At 30.4% G+C, this 21,519-nt stretch carries 17 protein-coding genes, 1 tRNA gene and 1 riboswitch; of the genes, 15 read left to right on the top strand and 3 right to left on the bottom strand.

Annotated features, from left to right (window positions below):
* Positions 1 to 80: 80 nt before the first annotated feature.
* On the top strand, positions 81 to 809 hold the full coding sequence (locus DFR78_RS07860) for a radical SAM protein (RefSeq protein ID WP_114458291.1): 729 nt from the start codon (positions 81 to 83) through the stop codon (positions 807 to 809).
* A gap of 210 nt (positions 810 to 1,019) precedes the next feature.
* Positions 1,020 to 1,544, top strand: a complete 525-nt coding sequence (locus DFR78_RS07855) for a C-GCAxxG-C-C family protein (RefSeq protein ID WP_114458290.1) — start codon at positions 1,020 to 1,022, stop codon at positions 1,542 to 1,544.
* Positions 1,545 to 1,752: 208 nt separating this feature from the next.
* Here DFR78_RS07855 and DFR78_RS07850 read toward each other — a convergent pair whose 3' ends face one another.
* Positions 1,753 to 2,307 (bottom strand): BMC domain-containing protein, encoded by a 555-nt coding sequence (locus DFR78_RS07850; RefSeq protein ID WP_114458289.1) that lies wholly within the window; start codon positions 2,305 to 2,307, stop codon positions 1,753 to 1,755.
* A 270-nt stretch (positions 2,308 to 2,577) separates the two neighbouring features.
* Between DFR78_RS07850 and DFR78_RS07845 the strand changes: the two genes are divergently transcribed.
* From DFR78_RS07845 to DFR78_RS07820, 5 genes are all read left to right on the top strand, one after another.
* Entirely contained in the window at positions 2,578 to 3,543 is a 966-nt protein-coding gene (locus tag DFR78_RS07845; protein ID WP_114458288.1) for a D-glycerate dehydrogenase, read from the top strand.
* A gap of 258 nt (positions 3,544 to 3,801) precedes the next feature.
* Positions 3,802 to 3,889 (top strand) — tRNA-Ser (locus tag DFR78_RS07835).
* 355 nt (positions 3,890 to 4,244) lie between these two features.
* The gene (locus DFR78_RS07830) at positions 4,245 to 5,066 is read left to right on the top strand and encodes a nitroreductase family protein (RefSeq protein WP_114458287.1); all 822 of its coding nucleotides are present in this window, start codon (positions 4,245 to 4,247) and stop codon (positions 5,064 to 5,066) included.
* A gap of 112 nt (positions 5,067 to 5,178) precedes the next feature.
* The gene (locus tag DFR78_RS07825) at positions 5,179 to 5,769 is read left to right on the top strand and encodes a DUF3841 domain-containing protein (protein ID WP_114458286.1); all 591 of its coding nucleotides are present in this window, start codon (positions 5,179 to 5,181) and stop codon (positions 5,767 to 5,769) included.
* Positions 5,753 to 6,319 (top strand): DUF3841 domain-containing protein, encoded by a 567-nt coding sequence (locus DFR78_RS07820; RefSeq protein ID WP_114458285.1) that lies wholly within the window; start codon positions 5,753 to 5,755, stop codon positions 6,317 to 6,319. The genes DFR78_RS07825 and DFR78_RS07820 overlap by 17 nt, the downstream gene beginning before the upstream one ends.
* A gap of 297 nt (positions 6,320 to 6,616) precedes the next feature.
* Here the strand turns inward: DFR78_RS07820 and DFR78_RS07815 are convergent, their stop codons facing one another.
* Positions 6,617 to 6,943: a hypothetical protein gene (locus DFR78_RS07815; RefSeq protein ID WP_114458284.1), complete on the bottom strand. Its 327-nt coding sequence runs from the start codon at positions 6,941 to 6,943 to the stop codon at positions 6,617 to 6,619.
* 308 nt (positions 6,944 to 7,251) lie between these two features.
* On the opposite strand from DFR78_RS07815, the gene DFR78_RS07810 reads away from it, so the two are divergent.
* From DFR78_RS07810 to DFR78_RS07775, 8 genes are all read left to right on the top strand, one after another.
* Complete coding sequence (locus DFR78_RS07810) at positions 7,252 to 8,034, top strand: fumarylacetoacetate hydrolase family protein (RefSeq protein ID WP_114458283.1); 783 nt, start codon at positions 7,252 to 7,254, stop codon at positions 8,032 to 8,034.
* Between the two features lie 198 nt (positions 8,035 to 8,232).
* Positions 8,233 to 8,350, top strand: a riboswitch (molybdenum cofactor riboswitch).
* Positions 8,351 to 8,437: 87 nt separating this feature from the next.
* The gene (gene wtpA, locus DFR78_RS07805; RefSeq protein WP_114458282.1) at positions 8,438 to 9,400 is read left to right on the top strand and encodes a tungstate ABC transporter substrate-binding protein WtpA; all 963 of its coding nucleotides are present in this window, start codon (positions 8,438 to 8,440) and stop codon (positions 9,398 to 9,400) included.
* 2 nt (positions 9,401 to 9,402) lie between these two features.
* Positions 9,403 to 10,203, top strand: coding sequence for an ABC transporter permease (locus DFR78_RS07800; protein ID WP_114458281.1), 801 nt, complete (start codon positions 9,403 to 9,405; stop codon positions 10,201 to 10,203).
* 1 nt (position 10,204) lies between these two features.
* Positions 10,205 to 11,257: an ABC transporter ATP-binding protein gene (locus DFR78_RS07795; protein ID WP_114458280.1), complete on the top strand. Its 1,053-nt coding sequence runs from the start codon at positions 10,205 to 10,207 to the stop codon at positions 11,255 to 11,257.
* Positions 11,258 to 11,488: 231 nt separating this feature from the next.
* Entirely contained in the window at positions 11,489 to 14,338 is a 2,850-nt protein-coding gene (locus DFR78_RS07790) for a PAS domain S-box protein (protein WP_114458279.1), read from the top strand.
* Between the two features lie 41 nt (positions 14,339 to 14,379).
* On the top strand, positions 14,380 to 16,812 hold the full coding sequence (locus DFR78_RS07785; RefSeq protein WP_114458278.1) for a PAS domain S-box protein: 2,433 nt from the start codon (positions 14,380 to 14,382) through the stop codon (positions 16,810 to 16,812).
* Positions 16,813 to 16,844: 32 nt separating this feature from the next.
* Positions 16,845 to 18,110 (top strand): HD domain-containing phosphohydrolase, encoded by a 1,266-nt coding sequence (locus DFR78_RS07780; RefSeq protein WP_114458277.1) that lies wholly within the window; start codon positions 16,845 to 16,847, stop codon positions 18,108 to 18,110.
* 266 nt (positions 18,111 to 18,376) lie between these two features.
* Positions 18,377 to 19,192: a formate/nitrite transporter family protein gene (locus DFR78_RS07775; RefSeq protein WP_114458276.1), complete on the top strand. Its 816-nt coding sequence runs from the start codon at positions 18,377 to 18,379 to the stop codon at positions 19,190 to 19,192.
* A 203-nt stretch (positions 19,193 to 19,395) separates the two neighbouring features.
* Here the strand turns inward: DFR78_RS07775 and ppk1 are convergent, their stop codons facing one another.
* Positions 19,396 to 21,513 (bottom strand): polyphosphate kinase 1, encoded by a 2,118-nt coding sequence (gene ppk1, locus DFR78_RS07770; protein WP_114458275.1) that lies wholly within the window; start codon positions 21,511 to 21,513, stop codon positions 19,396 to 19,398.
* Positions 21,514 to 21,519: the final 6 nt, after the last annotated feature.

The following is a 21,519-nucleotide window of genomic DNA, read 5'->3' as shown; positions in this document are numbered from 1 at the left end:
TGCTGTTGATTTGGCAGTAATATCATTCTGTAAATTTGTTGCTGGTTCTTAATCAACCATAAAAAAGGAGACAGGCAGAAATGAGTTATAAATACATATATGGTCCAGTTAATTCGCGCAGATTGGGGCGCTCACTTGGAGTGGATTTATTTCCCTATAATATATGCAGTTTAGACTGTATTTACTGTGAATGTGGCCCAACAAAGGAGCTGACTTTAGAAAGAAAAGAATATGTAGATACAGGGGAAGTTTTAAAAGAATTATCAAGCTATTTAAAAGAAAATCCAGAATTAGATTATATAACATTTTCTGGCTCTGGGGAGCCAACTTTACACAGTGGTCTAGGGAAAATATTAAAGTTTATTAAAAATAATTTCTCTCAGTATAATACAGCACTGCTGACAAACAGTACCCTTTTAAATAGAGAGGTTCGAGAAGAAATAAAAGATTTTGATTTAATTGTTCCTTCTCTTGATGGGATTTCTGTTGAAGCCTTTGCTAAAATTGATAGACCACACCTGGATATTGATATTAAAGAAGTCATTGAAAATATTATTTCCCTGCGAAGAGAGCAGAATGGTAAAATATGGCTGGAAATCTTTCTTGTGCCTGGAATTAATGATAATGAAGTAGAATTTCAGCTATTTAAAAAAGCTGTCAAAAGGATTAATCCAGAAAAAGTTCAATTAAATACTCTTGATAGACCTGGTGCAATCTCAGATATTAAAAAGATTTCCAGGAAAAGAATTGAAGAAATTGCGGCATTTTTTAAAAAAGATATTAAAGATATAGAAATTGAAATATATTAACAACGCCATTTTCTGTAGTCATAGGTATAACATATTCATCAATAGAATTGAATTTTGGTTGTATAATTAATGTTGTATTAGAGATTTCTCATAAAGAGGAATCTCTTTTTTTGTTTAGAAACAGATATAATATTAGATTAAATGTTTATTGACATATGTTCAATAATGTAATATAATAAAAGTGAATAAAATCACTTGGAGGGGATAGCTATGGAAAATTCAGAACGTAAAGAATTGCTGGACAGTATTTATAAAAGAGCTTATGAATATGAAGCAGATTATGGTTTTTGTCCCCAGGCAGTTTTAGCTGCACTGCAGGATTATTTTGATGGAATTGATGATGAGGTGATTAAAGCCAATCACACACTTGCTGGCGGAGGAGCACTATGTGGTGATGGAACATGTGGTGGACTTGTTGGCGGTATGGCAGCATTAGGATGTTTTTTTGGCCGCAGCAGAGAAGAGTTTGGAAAAAGTAGTGCAGATGGGTGGACCGGTTCTTCTAAAATTGCAAAAAAATTGAGGGAAAAATTTATTGATGAATTTGGAAGTGTAATTTGTAATGATGTTCAGTCGAAAAAGATGGGAAGAAGTTTTGATCTCTGGGATCAGGATGATTTCAGAAAATTTGAAGAAGCAGGAGCACATGAAGATCAGTGTCCGGATGTAACCGGTAAATCAGCAATGTGGACAGCAGAAATACTTTTAGATAGAGGTATTGAAATTAAGAAGTAATGCTTTTTCAATAAATCGCAGATTTAGAAAAATTTTTTTAGATGGGTTAGATAAATTTTGATTCAAATAAGTCGATAAAAGTTTAAAAAATAAGATAATAATAAAATAATTAAAGAAGACCACAGTTAAGCTTTTAAACCTAACTGTGGTCTTTCTGTTTCAAAAATGATTTTCAACTGATTATTATATAATCAGATTATAAGTCAAATTATACGAGAGAATCAATTAGAGGTTTTTCTGGTGAAGAGATCAATTTTTTACCCAATAAATATTTTTGATTATCTTTATTAGCTGATTCAGCTGTATTTAATCCCTGTTTACAGGCTTCAATACTGCCTGTAAATATGATTAAAGACTTACCTCCGGTTGCCATACCCAGTACTACTTTTACCAGCTCTACTTCTGCTGCTTTTACTGCAGCATCAGCAGCAATTATACCTGCAGCAATACTTGAATATTCTAAAACTCCGAGAGCTATAAAATTTTCTGGTTTACTCTTTTTATGCTGGATTAAATCAATTAGCTGTTTGCTTACTTTAGGAATGGTTAGTTCTTTTATTACATCGTTCTTCCCTATATTAAGACCGGCATTAATAGATGATTTAACAGCACTTACATCACCAGCAATTAAAACAATATATTTTCCAGGACAGATGTATCTGGCATTAAGGAGTTCAATATCTGCAGCTTTAATCATTTGATTACAGGCTTCAATACCTGAGGCAATTCTTTTAAATTCCAGCAGACCTATAGTGTCAACCATTTTTCTTCCTCCTCTTTTGTATATAAATACAGCTATATTCTAAAAATAATTAAATTTTCCAGTCTGAGTAAATAAAGAAAATAATTTGTTGTTAACTAATCTTATTTACTTTCTACAGTAATATATTTAAAGATTTTTTTGAAAAATCCTTTATTTTGCAGGAATATTTAAAAATTATTTAAAAAGGAAGAATTATTGTACTACCTTTGATATAATGAATAAAGAAACTATCTGTTTTATTGAATATATACTGATTAGGGAGGAAATTTTATGCTGAAGAAAAAAATTTATATTACAAGAAAAATACCTGACATAGGTCTCAATATGCTGAAAGAAAAATTTGATATTAAAGTTAATGAGGAAGACCGAGTACTGACCAAAAAAGAAATTATAGAAAATATGGACAGATGTGACGGACTTTTATCTCTGTTAACCGATACAATAGATAAAGAAATTATAGCCAGCAATCCTAATTTAAAAATAATTTCCAATTATGCAGTTGGATATAACAATATAGATATTGATTATGCCAGCAAAAATGATATTGTTGTTACAAATACACCTGGTGTTCTTACAGAAACAACTGCTGACATGACCTGGGCACTTCTGATGGCAGTATCCAGGCGTATTGTAGAATCTGATAAATTTGTAAGAGATAAAAAATATAAAGGCTGGGCGCCGAAACTGCTGCTGGGTAAAGATATTTATGGAAAAAAGCTGGGTATAATTGGTCTGGGAAGAATAGGTAGAGCAGTTGCCAGACGTGCAGAAGGATTTGGTATGGAAGTTTATTATAATAAACGCAGTCCACTTTCAGATAAAGAGGAAAAAGAACTTAATGTAACATACTATAAACTGGATGAACTTCTCGAAAGGTCAGATTTTATAACTATTAATGCCTTATTGAATGATGAAACTCATCATTTAATAGGGAAAAATGAATTTAAATTGATGAAAAATACGGCTGTTATAATTAATACAGCAAGAGGACCAATTATTAATGAAAGTGAACTGGTAAAAGCACTTAAAAAAGGAGAAATTGCTGGAGCAGCTTTAGATGTATTTGAAGATGAACCTGCAGTACATCCTGAACTGCTGAAGATGAATAATGTTGTTTTGACACCTCACACAGCAAGTGCTACTACTGAGACAAGAAATAAAATGGCTGAGATTGCAGCACAAAATTTGATCGATTTTTTTGCAGGGAATAAAGTGGAACATCAAGTTAATCTATAAAGTGAGATGGTATAATTATGGATTTTTTGCTGGCCCCTTTTTCTTATATTGAACTCAGTCTTGGATTTATGATTGGAGGTATGGTAAGAGGGATTCTGGTTGGAGTGTAATATATTTATTTAAAATTGGTTATAAAGTTAAGAGTTAAAAAATAATAAAACCGTGCACTGCAACTTGCAATTTATACGTGCAGAAAAAAATGGTTTAACTCTTGACAGTATTGAATTAATATAGTAGAATATAATTTGTGACAAAAGTGGAGGGATGTCCGAATTGGCTAAGGAGCCGGACTTGAAATCCGGTGAAGCCGAAAGGTGTCAGGGTTCGAGTCCCTGTCCCTCCGCCATTGAATATTAAGGGCTGATGCCCATTTTAAGAAACCTGCCGAGAGGCGGGTTTTTTGTGTTTTAAGGGGTAGATCCTAACATTTGAGTATAATAGAACAAAATATTATAATGTTTCTAAGCCCGTCAAAGAGATTTCCAAAAGTTTTTATATCAATTTAAATTGTGTCAGCTAACTTGACATGTTTGCTTTCTTCCTTCAAAATAATAACTAGAAAGGAAAATAGCAATTAGTAAAAATACAAAGCGCTCACCTGAAGTAAAAAAGCCTGTACTGTTAAATTTTCTAAAAAATGTATAATTACACAAAGAAGTAAATTAACTTAAAATTATAAAAATACTAGGAGTGATTTCTAAATGATGAAAGTTGATTCAGAAAAATGTATTGGCTGTACTAAATGTATTGATGACTGTTTAGCAAATGATATCATAATGGTTGAAGAAAGGGCCCAAATGAAAAACGAAAACTGCTTTAAGTGTGGACACTGTATTGCCATCTGTCCCGCAAATGCAGTTTCAACTTCTGAATATAATATGAGCGAAGTAAAAGAATATAATGAAGAAGAATTTTCAATACCTGCAGATAATCTACTCAATTTTATAAAATTTAGGAGGTCTATTAGACAATTTAAAGAAATAGATGTAGAGGAAAAGAAAATAATGAAAATTATAGAAGCAGGACGTTATACACCAACTGGCAGCAATCAGCAGGATGTCTCTTTTACCGTAGTGAAGGATAAAATAGATGAATTTAGAGAACTAATATTGAAAAATTTAAATGAAAAAGGCAGATCAATACTTAATAACCTGAACCCAGAGACGATGAAATTTAAAAAATATGCTGAAATGTGGATACAGATGTATCAAAATTATCAAAACGAATCTGTACATAATGACCGTTTATTTTTTAACGCTCCAATCGTAATTGTTATTTCAGCTAGCTCTAATATTAATGGTTCTTTGGCTGCTTCTAATATGGAATTAATGGCTAATGCTTTAGATTTAGGTGTTTTATTTAGTGGTTTTACTTTAAGAGGAGCTAAAAATAAAGAAGAAGTCAGAAAATTTCTCAGAATTAAAAATAATAAAGAAATAGTAACAGCCTTGGTTATTGGTTATCCGGATGTAAAATACTTTAGAACGGTTCCCCGTGAACAAGTTGATATTAGCTGGAAATAATTTTAGATTTATAAAATTATTGGAACAATAAATAATAAAAGATCCAGAGTGCTTTTTAATTAAGATTTTTTAAACTGATTAAACTTTTCAAGAATAAGGCTGGGTGATAACTGTGGAAAAAATAATGAGCGAAAACGGAGAGCTTAAGGCTAGAGTCTGGAGCAGGCAGCATAAAAATGTGCTTAAAATAATTAAAGAAAAAGGAGTTTATAGAGTAAAAGAAAGATATATAAGAAAAAAGCTAGATGACTGTGCTGATATTTATCTTAATGTATATAAATGGCTGCGTCATGAGGCTTCTAAAAGAATGAAAATTCCAGCAGAAGTTAAATATCCTATCTGGCTAAGTGTCGAGGAGGAACTTAAACTTCCTGCAGCTGAGGGTATGGTTTTTTTTGAGCTTGAAATACCCAAAGATCAAATAATGATCTTTGATATGTTGAAATGGGATTATATTGTTAATTATCTATATTTACCAAAAGATAGGGATGATAGAAGAATATTTAAGGAAAAACTTAAAAAGTACAATATTAATGTTGAATCAGATATTTATTTACAGAATTTTTATCCAAGATTAAAAAAAGAAATGACTTCAAGTTGGAAAAGACTATTTGACCCAAATATAGAGCTTTCAGATCAAAAAGTTGCAATAAGTTGGGAGCTAAAAGAGGAATGGGTGGTTGATTATGAGTACAAAAGTTAAACTTTGGACTCAGCAGAGCAAAAAAGTCAAAGATTTATTATTTAAAGAGAAAAGGCTGACGGTTAAGAAAAGATATATTAAGCGGAAGTATGGTTCAGAGGCTGAAATATTTTTGAAAGCATATGACTTTTTTGTTAGTGAAGCTAAAAAGATAGTTCAAAAACCTGAAGATGCTGAATATCCATTTTGGGCTGCAGCTGACCCAAAGTCTGTACTGAATGGTGGGGGAGGTTTTTTAATTAAACTGCAGGTGCCTAAAGAAAAAATAATATTTTTTGATAAAAAGAAATGGAATAAAATTTTAAATCTCAGTTATATTGCAGATGATCAAAAAGATTTAGAAGAGCATCAGAAAGCTTTAAAAAAGTGGGGAATAACTGATGATTCAGAAGTTATGCTTTCTCCATACTATCCAGTTTTGAAAAATAAGATTAGACAGAGCTGGCAGAAGCTCTTTGAGTCTGAAAATGATGGGTTTAACTCTGCAAAAAGGGGAGCGGCTGTCTGGGTTCTGTGTTCAGAATGGGTTGAAAAAGTTATAAAAAATTAAATAAAATTTATTGGGGAAAAATGAAATTACTTGTTATTAATAGTGGTAGCCCAACTTTAAAGTAATAGCTGTTTAATATGGAAACAGAGAGTGTGCTGATTAAAGGTTTAATTTACCACTTATGATACTGATGAAAAAAGGAATAAGTTCTTCAACGAGCTGCCAAGGAGACTGCTTGGACAATGCAGGAGCATAAAGCTTTTTCACTATAAAACAGAATTAATTTATCAAAAAGATCACAAAATAAGTAAAACTATCTAAATATCTAAAATAAGTGTCTAATTTAATGGGGGAAGCTCATAACTTACTACCGATTGTAAAAGCTATAAATGCTAGAGCCATTTGGGTTATATAACTCATATTTGCTAGAATAAAGGTATAAAGATTTCTCAAATCTACGCTTACATAAGGAAAAAGTTTTACTATATCCGGACTCAATAAAATACCAAGAAATACATAGCCTACAACCTCATGTATATGGTATTTTTTTGAAAGTAATACTGTCAAAAATGCGAAAAATAAAAATGCTGTAATTAAATATATTTCTTTATCAGCAATATTATTTGCAATAATCCACTGTTCCAGCTCATATATCGTCATATTTAAAACTGAATTGTCATTCATGTTTTTTTATTCCTCTCTTTTAAACTTTTGTCCTTAAGTATATAATGGAGCAGATGTAACAATTCAATATATTATCTTAAATATTCCTTGCCATTCATCACAAAAAGAAGCGATTCCACGCTGTCGAGCATTATATTAGCAGTTTTTTTCACGTCATTAGTATATATTTTTCTAGTAGCTTTTCTTTTGATAATAATTATAGGGGGGTAAAAAGCAAATGCCTAAAACTTATGATGCTGATGAGGAAATGGAAATTGGTCTTCGAGTTCTTAAAGGCGAAAAAATATTATAAAAAGAGGGGTAATATAATGAAAATTGTAAGATTTCAAAATAACAACAAAAAATTTTACGGCAAATTAGTAGATGATTATGTTTATAAAATTGAAGGGAACATTTTTGATGACGATTATAGTATTAATGATAAATTTAGCAAAGAAGAAGTTGAATTTTTAGCTCCAATAAATCCGCCTAATATTATTGGTATTGGTTTAAATTATAAAAAACATGCAAAAGAACTAAATGAAAAACTCCCAGAAAAGCCTCTAATTTTTTTAAAGGCTACTACAAGTATTATAGGGGATGGAGAGAAGATAGTTCTTCCCAGTATAGCTCCAAATAAAACAGATTATGAAGGTGAATTAGCGGTAGTTATTGGGAAAGAGGCTAAAGATATTTCTGTTAATGAAGTTAATGAATATATATTTGGTTATGCTTGTGCCAATGATATAACTGCAAGAGATTGTCAGTTTGAAATTGATTCACAGTGGGCTCGCAGTAAATCTTTTGACACATTCGGACCAATTGGTCCCTGGATAGAAACTGAGTTAGCTGACCCTAATAATTGTGCAATAAAAACTATATTAAATAACCAAATTGTGCAAGATTCTAATACATCTAACATGATATTTAATATTCAAGAATTAGTTAGTTATTGTTCGAAAAACTTTACCCTAAATCCAGGAACTGTAATTTTAACAGGCACTCCAAAAGGGGTAGGATATAATAAGAAACCTCCAATATTTCTAAAATCTGGAGATAAAATAGAAGTAGAGATAGAAAATATAGGAAGAATAACAAATATAGTGAAGTAACAATAGTGAAATTAGATTTTTAAAAAGTGAAAGAAACTGATCTAGCCTGTCTTCTTTTGGTTAAACTTTAATATGATTTGCAAAATACAGAATCACATTAAAATCCAATTATTTATGCAGAAAATTTAATTCCTGACTGATTGCATAATTAAATGCACGGTTTGAATTAGACATAAAAATAGGATATAATTAAAAAAGCAAAATATGAGTCTTCAATTCTTAAAAACTAAGGTATAAATTATGATTATAAGATCAATAGGTCTGTTGGGAAACTAATTTACTTCCTGGCTGGGAAAGAAGACATTTAATCCTATCTCTTTATTTTTATTTAACATCGGATTTTTATTTTTTTTAATCTTCTTTTCTTTAAGATTCAAAAAACTCAAAAGGGGCTTTTAATAAAATGAAGAAGGTATTAGCGGTTTTATTGGTTTTGTCTTTTAGTCTTGTTTTTGCAGGTAATAATGTTATGGCTGAGGAAGTTTCTGGTGAAATAATTATTTTTCATGCCGGATCATTGAGTATTCCTTTTCTTGACATGGAAAAAGCTTTTGAAGATAAATATCCTGCAGCAAATATTGTAAGAGAATCAGCTGGGAGCAGAACAACAGCCAGAAAAGTAACTGATTTAGGTAGACAGGCTGATATTGTTGCCTCAGCTGATTATACAGTTATTGAAAGTTTAATGATGCCTGATTATGCTGATTGGTATCTAAATTTTGCTACAAATGAGCTGGTTATTATGTATAATGAGCTTTCTAAGTATAAGGATGAAATTAATAGTGAAAATTGGTATAAAATTTTACTCCGAGATGATGTAGAATATGGTCATTCTGATCCAGATGCAGATCCTGCTGGTTATAGAAGTCAGCTGGTCTGGAAACTTGCTGAATTACATTACGGTGAAGAAAATCTTTATAATAAGTTGAGAAAAAACTGCCCACCTAAAAATACAAGACCTAAATCAGCTGATTTACTTGCTTTATTGGAAACAGGAGAGCTGGACTATATATTTATTTATCGTTCAGTTGCGAAACAGCATGAAGCTCCTTTTGTAATTCTTTCAGATAAAATAAATCTCAGAACAAATAAATATGCTGATTTTTATGCAAAAGCCAGTTTTGAAGTTTCCGGTAAGGAACCTGGAGAAACAATAACTAAAACCGGTAAACCAATGGTTTATGGGCTGACCATTCCGCACAATCCCCCTAATAGAGAAGGTGCAGTTGCCTTTATTAAATTTTTGGCCGGTCCAGAAGGTCAAAAAATAATGGAGAAAAATGGTCAGCCAGCTATCAATCCACCTGTAGTAAATGATATGAAAGCAATTCCAGAGAATTTAAAACCGCTTGTTGAGGAAGAATAAATATGATTAAGAAATCCCTTTTTAATTTTGTAATTACAATATTATCTTTAATATTAATATTTTTTGTGATTGCGCCCATTTTTAAATTAATTGCTGGAAGTAGTGTAAATATGCTTTTAGATACTGTAAAAGAAAGGGAAGTATATAGTACAATTTTGAGAACTTTTAAAGCATCCCTAGTTGCTACTGTAGTTTCAATTTTTTTAGCAGTACCCCTGGCTTATTTTTTAGCCAGGATTAATTTTCCAGGGAAGGTTTTTATTGAGGGAATAATGAACCTTCCAGTTATCATTCCTCATCCTGCTGCTGGTATAGCTTTACTTACTGTATTTGGTAATAGATTTTTTCTTGGGAAGTTTTTTAGTAATTTTGGATTGAGCTTTGTTGGCGAATTTGCAGGTATTGTTATTGCTATGATGTTTGTTAGTATGCCTTTTCTTTTAAATGATGCAGTCGAGGGTTTTAGAGCTATAGATCCCCGACTTGAAAGAGCTGCCAGAAGTCTTGGCGCTTCACCTGCTCAGACTTTTTTTAAAATTGCCCTACCACTTAATTTAAGTCATATTATTTCTGGTTCTCTTATGATGTGGGCCAGAGGATTATCTGAATTTGGAGCAGTAGTTATTTTAGCCTATCATCCAATGAGTGCTTCAGTGTTGATTTATGAAAGATTCACCTCATTTGGTTTAAAATATTCGCAGCCAATTTCTGCTATAATGGTTTTAGCAAGTTTAATAATTTTTGTTGTTCTTCGACTTGTTAATACCAAAATGAGTTCTATTGAAGATAGGACTGAGGGATAAAATGCTGAAATTAGAAAATATAAAAAAAGAATATGATGATTTTAAGATGGAAAATATTAATTTAGAGATTGAGAGTGGAGAATATTTTGTTATTTTGGGACCTACCGGGACAGGTAAAACTATTATTCTGGAAATAATAGCAGGTTTGATAAAAGAAGATAAAGGGTCCATATTTTTTAAAGATGAAAATATAACAAATTATTCACCAGAAGAAAGAAAAATAGGAATGGTATATCAGGATTATATGCTTTTTCCCCATCTTAATGTTAAAAACAATATAATTTTTGGGTTAAAAATTTCTAATAAATATAGTAAAAATGAAATAGAGAATAAATTGCAGGAGATGCTGGATCTCTTCGATATAGAAAATCTTTTATATAGGGATGTAAATACTCTAAGTGGAGGAGAAAAACAGAGGGTAGCCCTGGCCAGAGCGTTAATAACCTCCCCTGATGTATTACTATTAGATGAACCTTTAAGCGCAGTTGACCCCGTTACTGGAGAAAAATTAATAAATGAATTGAAAAAAATTCATAATAAATTGGGGACAACTACCATTCATGTAACTCATGATTTTGTTGAAGCTCTTGTTTTGGCAGACAGAATAGCAGTTATGAATAATGGTAAAATTGAACAAAAAGGTGAAGCTGAAGAAATTTTTCAGAAACCTGCCTCAAAATTTGTTGCAGAATTTGTTGGAACTAAAAATATTTATGAGGCAAAAGCTACTGATGCAGAGAATGAAGTATTAATTAAGGGAAAGAGTGAAGATATTAAAATAACAATAATTGATAATATTAATGATAAAACAAATTTGACAATTAGACCTGAAGACATAATAATTTCTACTGGAACTTTTTCCTCATCAGCCTGCAATTCATTTAAAGGAAAAATTAAAATGATAAAAGATAGGCTTAATTATCTGGAGGTAATAGTAGATATAGGGGTAGATGTTGCTGTTCATATTACCAGACAGTCACTTAAAGAATTTGATTTAAAAAAAGAAAAAGAAGTTTATTTAACATTTAAAGCATCGGCTGTCCATGTTTATTAAATTAAAATCTGTGATTTCCAGTTTTGCTTTTTATGTGAACCTCTCCACCTAAAGCAAAAAAGGATTTAGGTGGAGTTTCATTTTTTAGGTCAGGGAAATATGTAATTGAATTAAATAGAAGGGATTTTAACATTTAACGAGAAATTAGTAATAGTAATCGATACGGAAAAGTTATTTAATGTTCTAAATTTGGAAACAAACCAGAATTGAATTATAAAAGGAGAATTTTAAGTGAGTGAAAAAGCTTATAACAAAAAAATCCCAGTAAAAATTCAGGATAAATGGCAGAACATTGTAAATATATTAGTTAGAACAGCAGGCAGTACAGATGCTTTGATAACAAGGTTTGAACCTCCTTTTCTTGATGTTTTTAAAGCAGGTGATAATATTGAGAATATCTTCAAAGAGGGCATGAGAACTAAACTATCAGGTCATTATTGTGAGGCAGTTATTAAAAATGAGAAGAAAGTAATGATTGTCAATGCTTTAGAAAACAGCAAGTGGAAAGATTCAATTGATGCTCAGGCTGGAATAAATGCATATTTAGGCTATCCTTTAAAATGGGCTGATGGTAAAATTTTTGGTACACTGTGTATTTATGACAAAAAAACACATCATTTTTCTGAAAACACACAGGAAATTATGCTGCAGTTTAAAGAATTAATAGAATCTCACCTTGAAATAATTGATAAAAATATTGAAATAAAAAGAGCTAATGAAATAATAAAAAAGAAAAATGATAAATATGATGATACAGTTAATAAAGCACCAATAGGCATTTTTGAAACCACTTCTAACGGTAAAGTGATTTCTATTAATAAAACCATGGCAGAAATTATTGGATTTTCCAGTATAGATGATACTCTAAAACATTATAATGACTTAAAAAAAGACCTTTATTTAAATCAAAAGCGAAGAGAAGAATTTATAAAAATATTAAATAAAAATGGTGAAGTTAAAAATTTTGAATATCAAGCGATAGGAAAAAATGAAATTCATAAATGGATTAGTATGAATGCTCGAAAAAGCAGAATAAAAGAAGATGGTACTTACGTAATTGAAGGCTTTGCTTTTGATGTTACTGAAAGAAAGAAAAGAGAAGAACAAATTAGAGAACAAAAAGAAGAACTTTCTGCTGCTTTTGAACAGTTAACTGCCTATAATGAAGAAGTTATAGCTATGAACGAGGAATTAGAACAGTCTTTTGAAGAAATAAATTTACTCAACCAGAGATTTGTTAATATGATTGAGCTTGTATCTAATATGGAAGACAAAACCCTACTCAGTGAAAAAGAATTTTTTGCTGATTTATTAAAAAGTGCAGTAGAGATAATTCCAGAAGCTGACTATGGGAAAATCTGTATAATAAACAGGCAGGACAAATGTAAATTTGTAGATGCAGTTGGCCATGATATTAAAATTTTAGAAAAAATAACTTTTGACCATGAACTGTTAATTGATGAGGGAAATAAATCTGTAAATAATACTAAAAATTATTTTTTTGATATAGATAGGATGGAATTAGATAAAAAAGAAAGCTTATTGAAAGCATTAAAACCAATTAAAGATTCTCTCTATATAAATATTGTAATAGAAGGTCAGATAGTTGGTCGGATAGGGCTTGATATTAAAAAAGAAAGCAGTAGAAACTTTAGTGAGACTAGTAAAAAAGTATTAAAATCTTTTTCAAGTCTGGCTTCTTCCTTTTTTGCCTTTAAGAGATTTGATAATTTACAGACTAATTTTACAAAAGAACTTATAACTTCAATTATTAAAATTATGGAAATGTATGACCTCTATACTAAGGGGCATTCTGAAAATGTAGCAAAAATAGCAGCCGCTATAGCTAAGGAGATGAATCTTTCCAAACAAACAATTAGAAACACCTACTGGGCAGGATTAGTTCATGATATAGGAAAATTACTTATACCACTCGATATTATAAATAAAACAGAAAAATTAACTGACCAGGAATATGAATTGATCAAAAAACATCCTGTTTGGGGAAGTAAAGCATTGAGCAGTTCTGAAATATTAAAACCGATTGCCAAATATCTGCTGCACCATCATGAAAGATGGGATGGTAGGGGCTATCCTGAAGGGTTAAAGGAAAATGAGATTCCTTTGATTTCTCAAATTTTAGGAGTAGCAGATGCCTGGGATGCAATGTTATCTAAAAGAGCATACCGAAATTCTTTAAGCTTTGAAAAAGCACTGATGGAGATAAAAAGAAATAGAGGCAGCCAGTTTTCACCTCAGGTGGCAGATACCTTTATCAGGATTATCGAAGATGATGAAATTAACCAGCTTGAAGTGAAAGTTTTAAATAATGAGATTAACAATTCTAAAAACAGAAATTATATTTTAACAAGAAAAGAAGAATATGAAAAATTATTTGAAAAATCTGAAGAAGGGATCGTAATTGTTGATCATAGTTTTTCTATTATCAAAGCTAACAATTATTTTCTTGACATGTTTGGCTATGATCGGAAAAAAATAATAGGAGAAAATATCAAAAAGATTGTTCCTGAAGATAAAACTAAAGAAACTGATAATTATATCCACAGATTAATTCAGGGTGAAGATATTAACTCAGAAACTGTCAGAAAAAAAGAAAATGGCGAACTGATTAATGTTTCAATCCAGGCTTTTCCGATTAATTTAAATGGTAGTAATATGGGATATTATATTATCTACCGAGATATTAATGAACTTAAAGAAACCAAAAGGAAATATGAGAATATAAAAGGTAGATATAAAGCACTCTTTGAAAATGATAACACAATTATGTTGATTATTGATCCTGATAATGGTGAGATAGTTGATGCTAATCCTGCAGCTGTAAATTTTTATGGCTGGAGTAAGGATAAACTCACTTCAATGAAAATATCAGATATAAATGTCTTAAATAAAGAAGAGGTAAAAAAAGAAATGGAAGAGGCAAGGAATAAAAACAAAAACTATTTTAATTTTAAGCATCGAACAGTTAATGAAGAAGCTAAGGATGTAGAGGTCTATAGTCAGCCAATACCTTTTGAGGAGAAAGAATATTTGTATTCTATTATACATGAAAAAAAATAAAAAATATTGGAGGATTGGTGATAAAATAGGGGTGATAAAATTTGAAAGAAATAGTTATTATCGAAGACACTAGATTACATCAGCAAAAAATAAAAGATGTAGTTTTAGAACTTGGATATAAAGTTGCTGCTATTTTTAGTTGTGGCGAAAAAGCAGTTGATTATATTTTAAAAGAAAATAATAGACCTGACCTAATAATTATTGATATTATATTAGAAGGGAAGATGAACGGCTATCAAGTGGCTGAAAAAATCAGTTCCGAAGGTAATATCCCCTTTATATTTCTGTCTGGCAGATCAGCTGAAATTAAAGATTTTAAAGCTTCAGTCTATTTAAATAAACCATTTAATAATGAAGAGCTAAAAAACAATATAGAACTTGCCCTCTATAAGCACGATATTTATCAGAAAATGCTTAAGAGTAATGAAGAAAAGGAAATGATACTTGATACAGTCGATACTCAAATCTGGTATCTAAAAGATTCAGTAACTTATGGTAGGGTTAATAAGGCTCACGCTGATTTTATAGGTCTGGATAAATCTGAGATAGAGAATAAAAACATAAAGAAATTTTTTGACCCAGATGAAGTTGAAGCTTATAAACTGGGAAACCAAAAGGTATTTAAAGAAAAAAAGAAAATACAAACTGAAAAATGGCTGAAAAATGCAGAGGGGGAAAAAAGATTACTTGCAGTAACTAAAAATCCAAAATTAAATAAAAAAGGGGAAGTAGAATATGTAGTCTGTTCAGCTAGGGATATTACAAAAGATAAAAAAACTGAAAAAATAATTAAAGATCTCCATAAAATAGCTGTTAACTTCACAAAATTAGAAACGGAAAAAGAAATATGTCAGGCTGCTGTTGAAGCAGCAGAAAATCTCCTGGATTTTAATCTCTGCAATATTCTTATAGTTAAAGAGGATAAATTTGTAACTTTAGCTTCATCAAGTGATTTTGAACAGGAAAGAATTTCAATTTCCCAAAAAAGCATAGCCGCTAAAACCTATAATCTAACTAAAAGTTTCATTATTGATGACCTTCAAAATAATCATGAGGCTGTTAAAATTAAAAACATTTATAAATCTGCAATAAGTATTCCCATAGATAATTACGGTGTTTTCCAGGTTACTGCACCAGAAAAAAATGCTTTTAATGAAAATGATTTAGAACTGGCAGAAATTTTAACCTCACATGTTACAGCTGTTCTGGATAGGGTATATGCTCAGCAAGAAATAAAAGAACAGAAAAAATTTCTGTCAACTATTTTAGAAGTTCAGAGTGGACTGGTTTTACTGCTTGATTGTCAGGGGAAAATTGTTCGTTTCAACAATGCCTGTGAAAAACTAACCGGTTATGCAGAAAAAGAAGTAAAAGGGAAAACGATCTGGGATCTATTTATAAAAAATGATAAAAAAAAAGAAGTTAAAAAAGTTTTTAATCAGTTAAAAAATAGAGACTACCCAAATGAATATGAAAATTACTTGCTGACTAAAAAAGGAGAAGAAAGATTGATTTCCTGGTCTAATAATGTTATTTTAGATGAGCAGGGTCAAATAAAATATATCGTAGCAACAGGAATCGATATTACTGAAAGGAAAAAGCAGGAGGAAGAATTAAAAAATCAAAAAGTATATTTTGAACAGCTTTTTAATAATTCTACTGAGGCAATAGTTCTTCTGGATAACAAACATAGAGTAATAAAAATAAATAAAAAATTCGAATCTTTATTTGGATTCAAAGAGTCAGAAATTATAAATAAAAATCTTGATAATTTTATTTTACCTGATAAGCTATTTGAAACCGGGGTCGGATATACTAAAAAAGTTAAACAGGGCGAAAAAGTTGAAGCTGAAAGTATTAGAAAAACAAAAAATGGAGATAAAATCCATGTTTTTCTGCAGGGCTTTCCAATTAGATTAGCAAATGGTCAGGTAGGTATTTATGCCTTATATAAGGATATAACGGAAAGTAAAGAAAGGCAAAAAAAGATAGAATATCTTTCTTTTCATGATGAAATGACAGGTCTTTATAACAGAAGATATTTTGAAAATGAGTTAAAACGCCTGGAATCTTCAAGAAAATATCCAATAACAATTGTGATCGGTGATCTTGATGGGCTAAAATTTATTAATGATACTTATGGTCATAAAAAGGGTGATGAGTATATAATTAATGCTGCAGATATTTTGAAATCGACAGCTAGAGCTGAAGATGTAATTGCTCGCATAGGAGGAGATGAATTCGCTGTAATTTTACCAAATACTAATCATAATGAAGCAGGAAAATTCTGTCAGCGAATACAAAAAAATATTACTGAATTTAATGAAAAGCAGAAAACAGCAAAAAAATTATCTATATCATTAGGTTTTGAAGTATTGAATGATAAAAATCAGAATTTAGATAAGGTTTTTAATAAAGCTGACCAGAAGATGTATGCAAATAAAGGAAGAAAATATAATAAAACGAGTTATTGAATTTATGATAAATCAGGAAAGGTGCGAGTAGTATGAAGGAGAATTATAATTTTTACAACATTATAAAATCATTAAGCTATGCCATGGATTTAGTCAGTAAAACTTTAGTTGGTCATCATAAAAGAACAGCTTATGTAAGCTATAGATTTGGCTTAAAGTTAGGTTTAGACATCAAAGAAATGAAAAAATTAATTGTAGCTTCTTTAATTCATGATCTAGGTATATTTTATTTAGATCAGCAATACCAGGATTTAAAATTTGATAACGAAAGCAATTATCATGCTGAAGTAGGATATAAACTGCTTGAGCAAAACTCTTTTGACCCCGAATTTGCTGATATTATTAAATATCATCACCATGGTTATCCTAATAATCCGAATCAATTGAGCAGTATTATCCATTTTGCGGATCGAATGGTTGTTTTAATTTTAGATGATAAATCAATTTTAAATCAGGTTGACCATATAAAAAAAGTTATTGAGAATAATAAAGAAAGATTTTGTCCTGAGTGTTTTAAAATATTTTCAGAACTAATAGAAAATGAAGCATTTTGCCTTGATATAGTTTCTGAGGAAGTGATAAGCAAAACGCTGGATAATTTTTTTGAAGATATTGACTGGGAGATAGATCTGGATGAATTAATCAATGTATCTAAATTAATCAGTCATATTACAGACTTTCGCAGTCCTTTTACTGCTGCACATTCTCAGGGGATTGCTGCAGTAGCTCCTGTATTAGCAGAAAAGTATAATTACAGCAGAAGCGAATGTAAAGAAATTAAGGCTGCAGCTTACCTGCATGATATTGGAAAATTAATAGTACCAACTGAAATCTTGAATAAAAAAGGAAAACCAACAAAGGAAGAATGGAATATTTTAAAGAGCCATACATATTATACGTATCAGGCACTATCTACCAGTCCTAAACTAAATAAAATTAGAAATATAGCAGCTTATCACCACGAAAAGTTGGATGGTACTGGATATCCTTTTCAAATTGATGAGAAAAAACTCAGCTTAAGTGAAAGAATTATGGCGGTGGCAGATATTTTTACAGCAATAACTGAAGATAGACCTTACAGAAAGGGTATGAAAAAAAATCAAGTTGAAAAGATTTTGATAGAAATGAGTGTCAGCAATAAAATTGATAAAGATATCGTGCAAACTCTTTTAGAAAATTATAATGAGATTAATCAATTAAGAATAGAAAGACAAAAGAGTGCCAGTGGTTATTATCAAGATTTTAGAGAAAAAATTAATAAAAATCAGTCTGATGTTTCTTCTTTCTTTCAAATATAATTTTATCGGCTTTGCCGTCTTGCCGTCATGTTCTATCCTTGTTTTTTTAGTCAATAAGTATTATTACTGGACTTTCCCCATTTTTTATATACTGCTGCAAAAAGGGGAGATGCAGGAAAATTTCGTTGATGACTAAAGCCCCCTTTTTGCAGCTTGAAAATAAATTTTGGGGAAACTCCTAGTATTATTATATTATATGAGTCGTTAAACAGATAAATTAAAACTATTAGATTTGACGTAACGATAACACAATAGGGAGGAAAAAAATGAAAGTTTTACTAGGACCTAAAGAAATTACTAAATCGATGATTGAAGTCGGAAAGAAAAAAGTCAGCAGAAATAATGTGCAAATGTTAATACTGGGAATACTTGCTGGTGCATTTATTGCAGTAGGGGCTTTTACAGCCAATGTAGTTAGTCATAATATTGATAATTATGGGTTGTTTAAGTTTATTCAGGGGGCGGTTTTCCCTGTTGGTTTAATTCTAGTACTTGTAGCAGGGGCTGACTTATTTACAGGTAATACACTCATATTTTTAGCTGTTCTTGATAAAAAAGTCACAATTAAAGAATTATTAAATAACTGGGTTTTAATATATATTGGTAATTTTATTGGTTCAATAATCTTTGTTTACTTAATTTATTATTCAGGTTTATTCAATACTTCGGCAGGTGAACTTGGTGCATTACATGTCAAAATTGCAGCTTCAAAAGTAAATTTAAATTTTATGCAGATTTTTATTAGAGCTATTTTGGCAAATTTTCTCGTCTGTCTTGCCGTATGGATGAGTGTGGGGGCACAGGATATGATGGGCAAGGTTGCTGCCTGCTGGTTTCCAATTATGGCTTTTGTAGCCAGTGGATTTGAACATAGTATTGCCAATATGTATTATATTCCAGCCGGAATTCTTGCCAAAGCAGAATTTGCTCAAAATACAGCTATTTCTGTCTCACAACTTGCTAATTTAAATTTGAGAGGTTTATTTTATAATCTGCTGCCTGCTACACTGGGGAATATAATTGGTGGAGGAATTCTAATCAGCCTTGCTTACTGGAAAATTTTTAGAGGTTATAGAAGTTAGGCACTAGAAAACCTGACGCGCTTGCCCCGTGGAGCGTCAATCTTCAGAAAAAAGTGAAAATAAAGAGCTATTTACTAATAAATCAAGTTGACTGAAAATAATTTTGAGAAATGGGGAAAGCTTTTATAAAATAAAAGTAAAAATAAAAAAATTAGCTTAGATTATAAGAGTTTTTAACATTAAAATTAGACAGCAAATATATACTACATTATATAATCTTGAGGTAATTTAAAATTATTGTTCAAAAATTCAGTTTGAAAAATATTTTTAGATAGTTTATAGAGTTCTAACTGTGAGTCAAAAGGATTTTCGCTTTTTATTTTTATATATTTACCATTTTCTTTGAGCAGATATGCTTTTTTGTTATCTTTTAAAATTGTACATAAAATATTGATTATTTTATTTTTCTTTTCTTTTTTTTCCACTGGAAAAGCAATTTCAACTCTACGGTCGAAGTTTCTAGGTCTCCAGTCTGCACTAGATAAAAATACATATGGATCATTATTATTGCTGAAGTAAAAAATTCTACTATGTTCTAATAATTTTCCAATAATACTAATAACTCTTATATTATCACTTAATCCTTTCACCCCTGGTCTCAAGCAGCAGATACCTCTAACAATTAAATCTATTTTTACTCCAGCCTGTGAAGCCTGATATAATTTTTTAATTATTTCAGTATCTATAAGTGCATTCATTTTTGCTATTATTCTGGAAGATAAATTGTTTTTTGCGTTTTTAATTTCATTATCAATTAATTTTAGTAAGTTTTCTCTTAAATCAAGAGGTGCAACAGAAATAAGTTTCCAGTGGGGAGGTTTAGAATAACCTGTCAGCAAATTAAAAAGAGCAGAAACATCACTTGCAAAGGATTCTTTGGAAGTCATAAAACCTATATCAGTATATAATTTAGCAGTTTTGTCATTATAATTTCCAGTACTTAAGTGGACATAACGCTTGATACCTTCATTTTCCAATCTTACTATTAATAAAGCTTTAACATGGACTTTTAGTCCCTTTATTCCATATATGACGTGACAGCCTGCTTCCTCTAATTTTTTGGCCCACTCAATATTTTTTTCTTCATCAAATCTAGCTTTTAATTCTACCAGCACAGTGACCTGTTTGCCATTTTCTGCAGCTTTGATTAAATGCTCAATAAGTGGAGAATTACCGCTAATTCTGTATAATGTTTGTTTTATAGCTAAAACTCCTGGATCTCTAGAAGCATTTTTAACTAGATCAATTACATAATCAAATTGTTCAAAAGGATGGTGGAGTATTATATCTTCTTCTTTGAGAGTTTTAAATAAATCTTTTGAATTATATAAAATCGGATGTGGCTGTGGTATTAATTTTTTAAACTTTAAATGTTCATGGTTTTTTAATAAATCAGAAAAATTCATAAAAGAACCGATGTTAACTGGTTCTGGTACATTATAAATATCTTTATCATCTAAATTCAGCTTATCTTTTAGGAAGTTAAGCATATAATCATTACATTTTGAATTTATTTCAAGACGGACAGCAAATCCCCAGCGCCTTCTTTTAATATATCTTTCCATTTCATTGAGTAAATTTTCGCTTTCTTCATCTAATAACACTTCAGCATTTCTTGTTATACGGAATGTACAGACTTCAATAATTTTATTGCCGCTAAAAATTTTTTTAATATTATTTTTTATTATATCTTCCAGAAGAACAAAAATAATATCATTTTCTGGGGTAGTTAATTTAAAAAACCTCTTTAAATTTGCTGGAACTTCTACCACTGAAAAGATTTTTTGATCTTCAATATGGGAAAAAGCACTTTTTTCTTTGTCCTTTTCAATCATAACCCCAAGATTTAAGCTTTTATTTGAGATTAATGGGAATGGGTGGCTGGTATCTATTGCTACAGGTGTTAAAACGGGAAAAATAATTTCATCAAAATATTTATCCAGGTGAGCTTTTTGTTTTTTATTTAAATTTTTGTACTTTTTAAAATATATTTTTTCAGACTCAAGTTCTTTGAGTGTTTTTTGTAAATAATTGTATTTATTATTATAAAGATCATGCACAATGTCTGCTATTTTATTAAATAGTTCTCTTGGTAAATAGCCGGATTTATCCATCTCATTATAACCGGATTCAATGTCATATTTTAGTCTTGCAACTCTGACCATAAAAAATTCATCGAGATTTGTTGAAGTTATTGCTAGAAATTTAAGTTTTTCCAGAAGTGGTGTTTCTGGAACATTTGCTTCTTCTAGAACTCTAATATTAAACTTTAACCAGCTTATCAATTTATTTAAATAAAAATTTGAATTGTCAAGATTCATTTAAAA

Origin of the sequence: Halanaerobium sp. MA284_MarDTE_T2 (assembly GCF_003337245.1) — a bacterium.
In the GTDB taxonomy this organism is placed as follows: domain Bacteria; phylum Bacillota; class Halanaerobiia; order Halanaerobiales; family Halanaerobiaceae; genus QPJE01.
Note: the sequence above shows the minus strand (reverse complement) of the source record. Positions and strands in the feature narration are given on the sequence as shown.

Excerpts from the sequence above, each read along its gene's own strand:
- DFR78_RS07860 (WP_114458291.1), top strand. The coding sequence starts at position 81 with ATGAGTTATAAATACATATATGGTCCAGTTAATTCGCGCAGATTGGGG.
- DFR78_RS07855 (WP_114458290.1), top strand. The coding sequence starts at position 1,020 with ATGGAAAATTCAGAACGTAAAGAATTGCTGGACAGTATTTATAAAAGA.
- DFR78_RS07850 (WP_114458289.1), bottom strand. The coding sequence starts at position 2,307 with ATGGTTGACACTATAGGTCTGCTGGAATTTAAAAGAATTGCCTCAGGT.
- DFR78_RS07845 (WP_114458288.1), top strand. The coding sequence starts at position 2,578 with ATGCTGAAGAAAAAAATTTATATTACAAGAAAAATACCTGACATAGGT.
- DFR78_RS07830 (WP_114458287.1), top strand. The coding sequence starts at position 4,245 with ATGATGAAAGTTGATTCAGAAAAATGTATTGGCTGTACTAAATGTATT.
- DFR78_RS07820 (WP_114458285.1), top strand. The coding sequence starts at position 5,753 with ATGAGTACAAAAGTTAAACTTTGGACTCAGCAGAGCAAAAAAGTCAAA.
- DFR78_RS07815 (WP_114458284.1), bottom strand. The coding sequence starts at position 6,943 with ATGAATGACAATTCAGTTTTAAATATGACGATATATGAGCTGGAACAG.
- DFR78_RS07810 (WP_114458283.1), top strand. The coding sequence starts at position 7,252 with ATGAAAATTGTAAGATTTCAAAATAACAACAAAAAATTTTACGGCAAA.
- wtpA (WP_114458282.1), top strand. The coding sequence starts at position 8,438 with ATGAAGAAGGTATTAGCGGTTTTATTGGTTTTGTCTTTTAGTCTTGTT.
- DFR78_RS07800 (WP_114458281.1), top strand. The coding sequence starts at position 9,403 with ATGATTAAGAAATCCCTTTTTAATTTTGTAATTACAATATTATCTTTA.
- DFR78_RS07795 (WP_114458280.1), top strand. The coding sequence starts at position 10,205 with ATGCTGAAATTAGAAAATATAAAAAAAGAATATGATGATTTTAAGATG.
- DFR78_RS07780 (WP_114458277.1), top strand. The coding sequence starts at position 16,845 with ATGAAGGAGAATTATAATTTTTACAACATTATAAAATCATTAAGCTAT.
- DFR78_RS07775 (WP_114458276.1), top strand. The coding sequence starts at position 18,377 with ATGAAAGTTTTACTAGGACCTAAAGAAATTACTAAATCGATGATTGAA.
- ppk1 (WP_114458275.1), bottom strand. The coding sequence starts at position 21,513 with ATGAATCTTGACAATTCAAATTTTTATTTAAATAAATTGATAAGCTGG.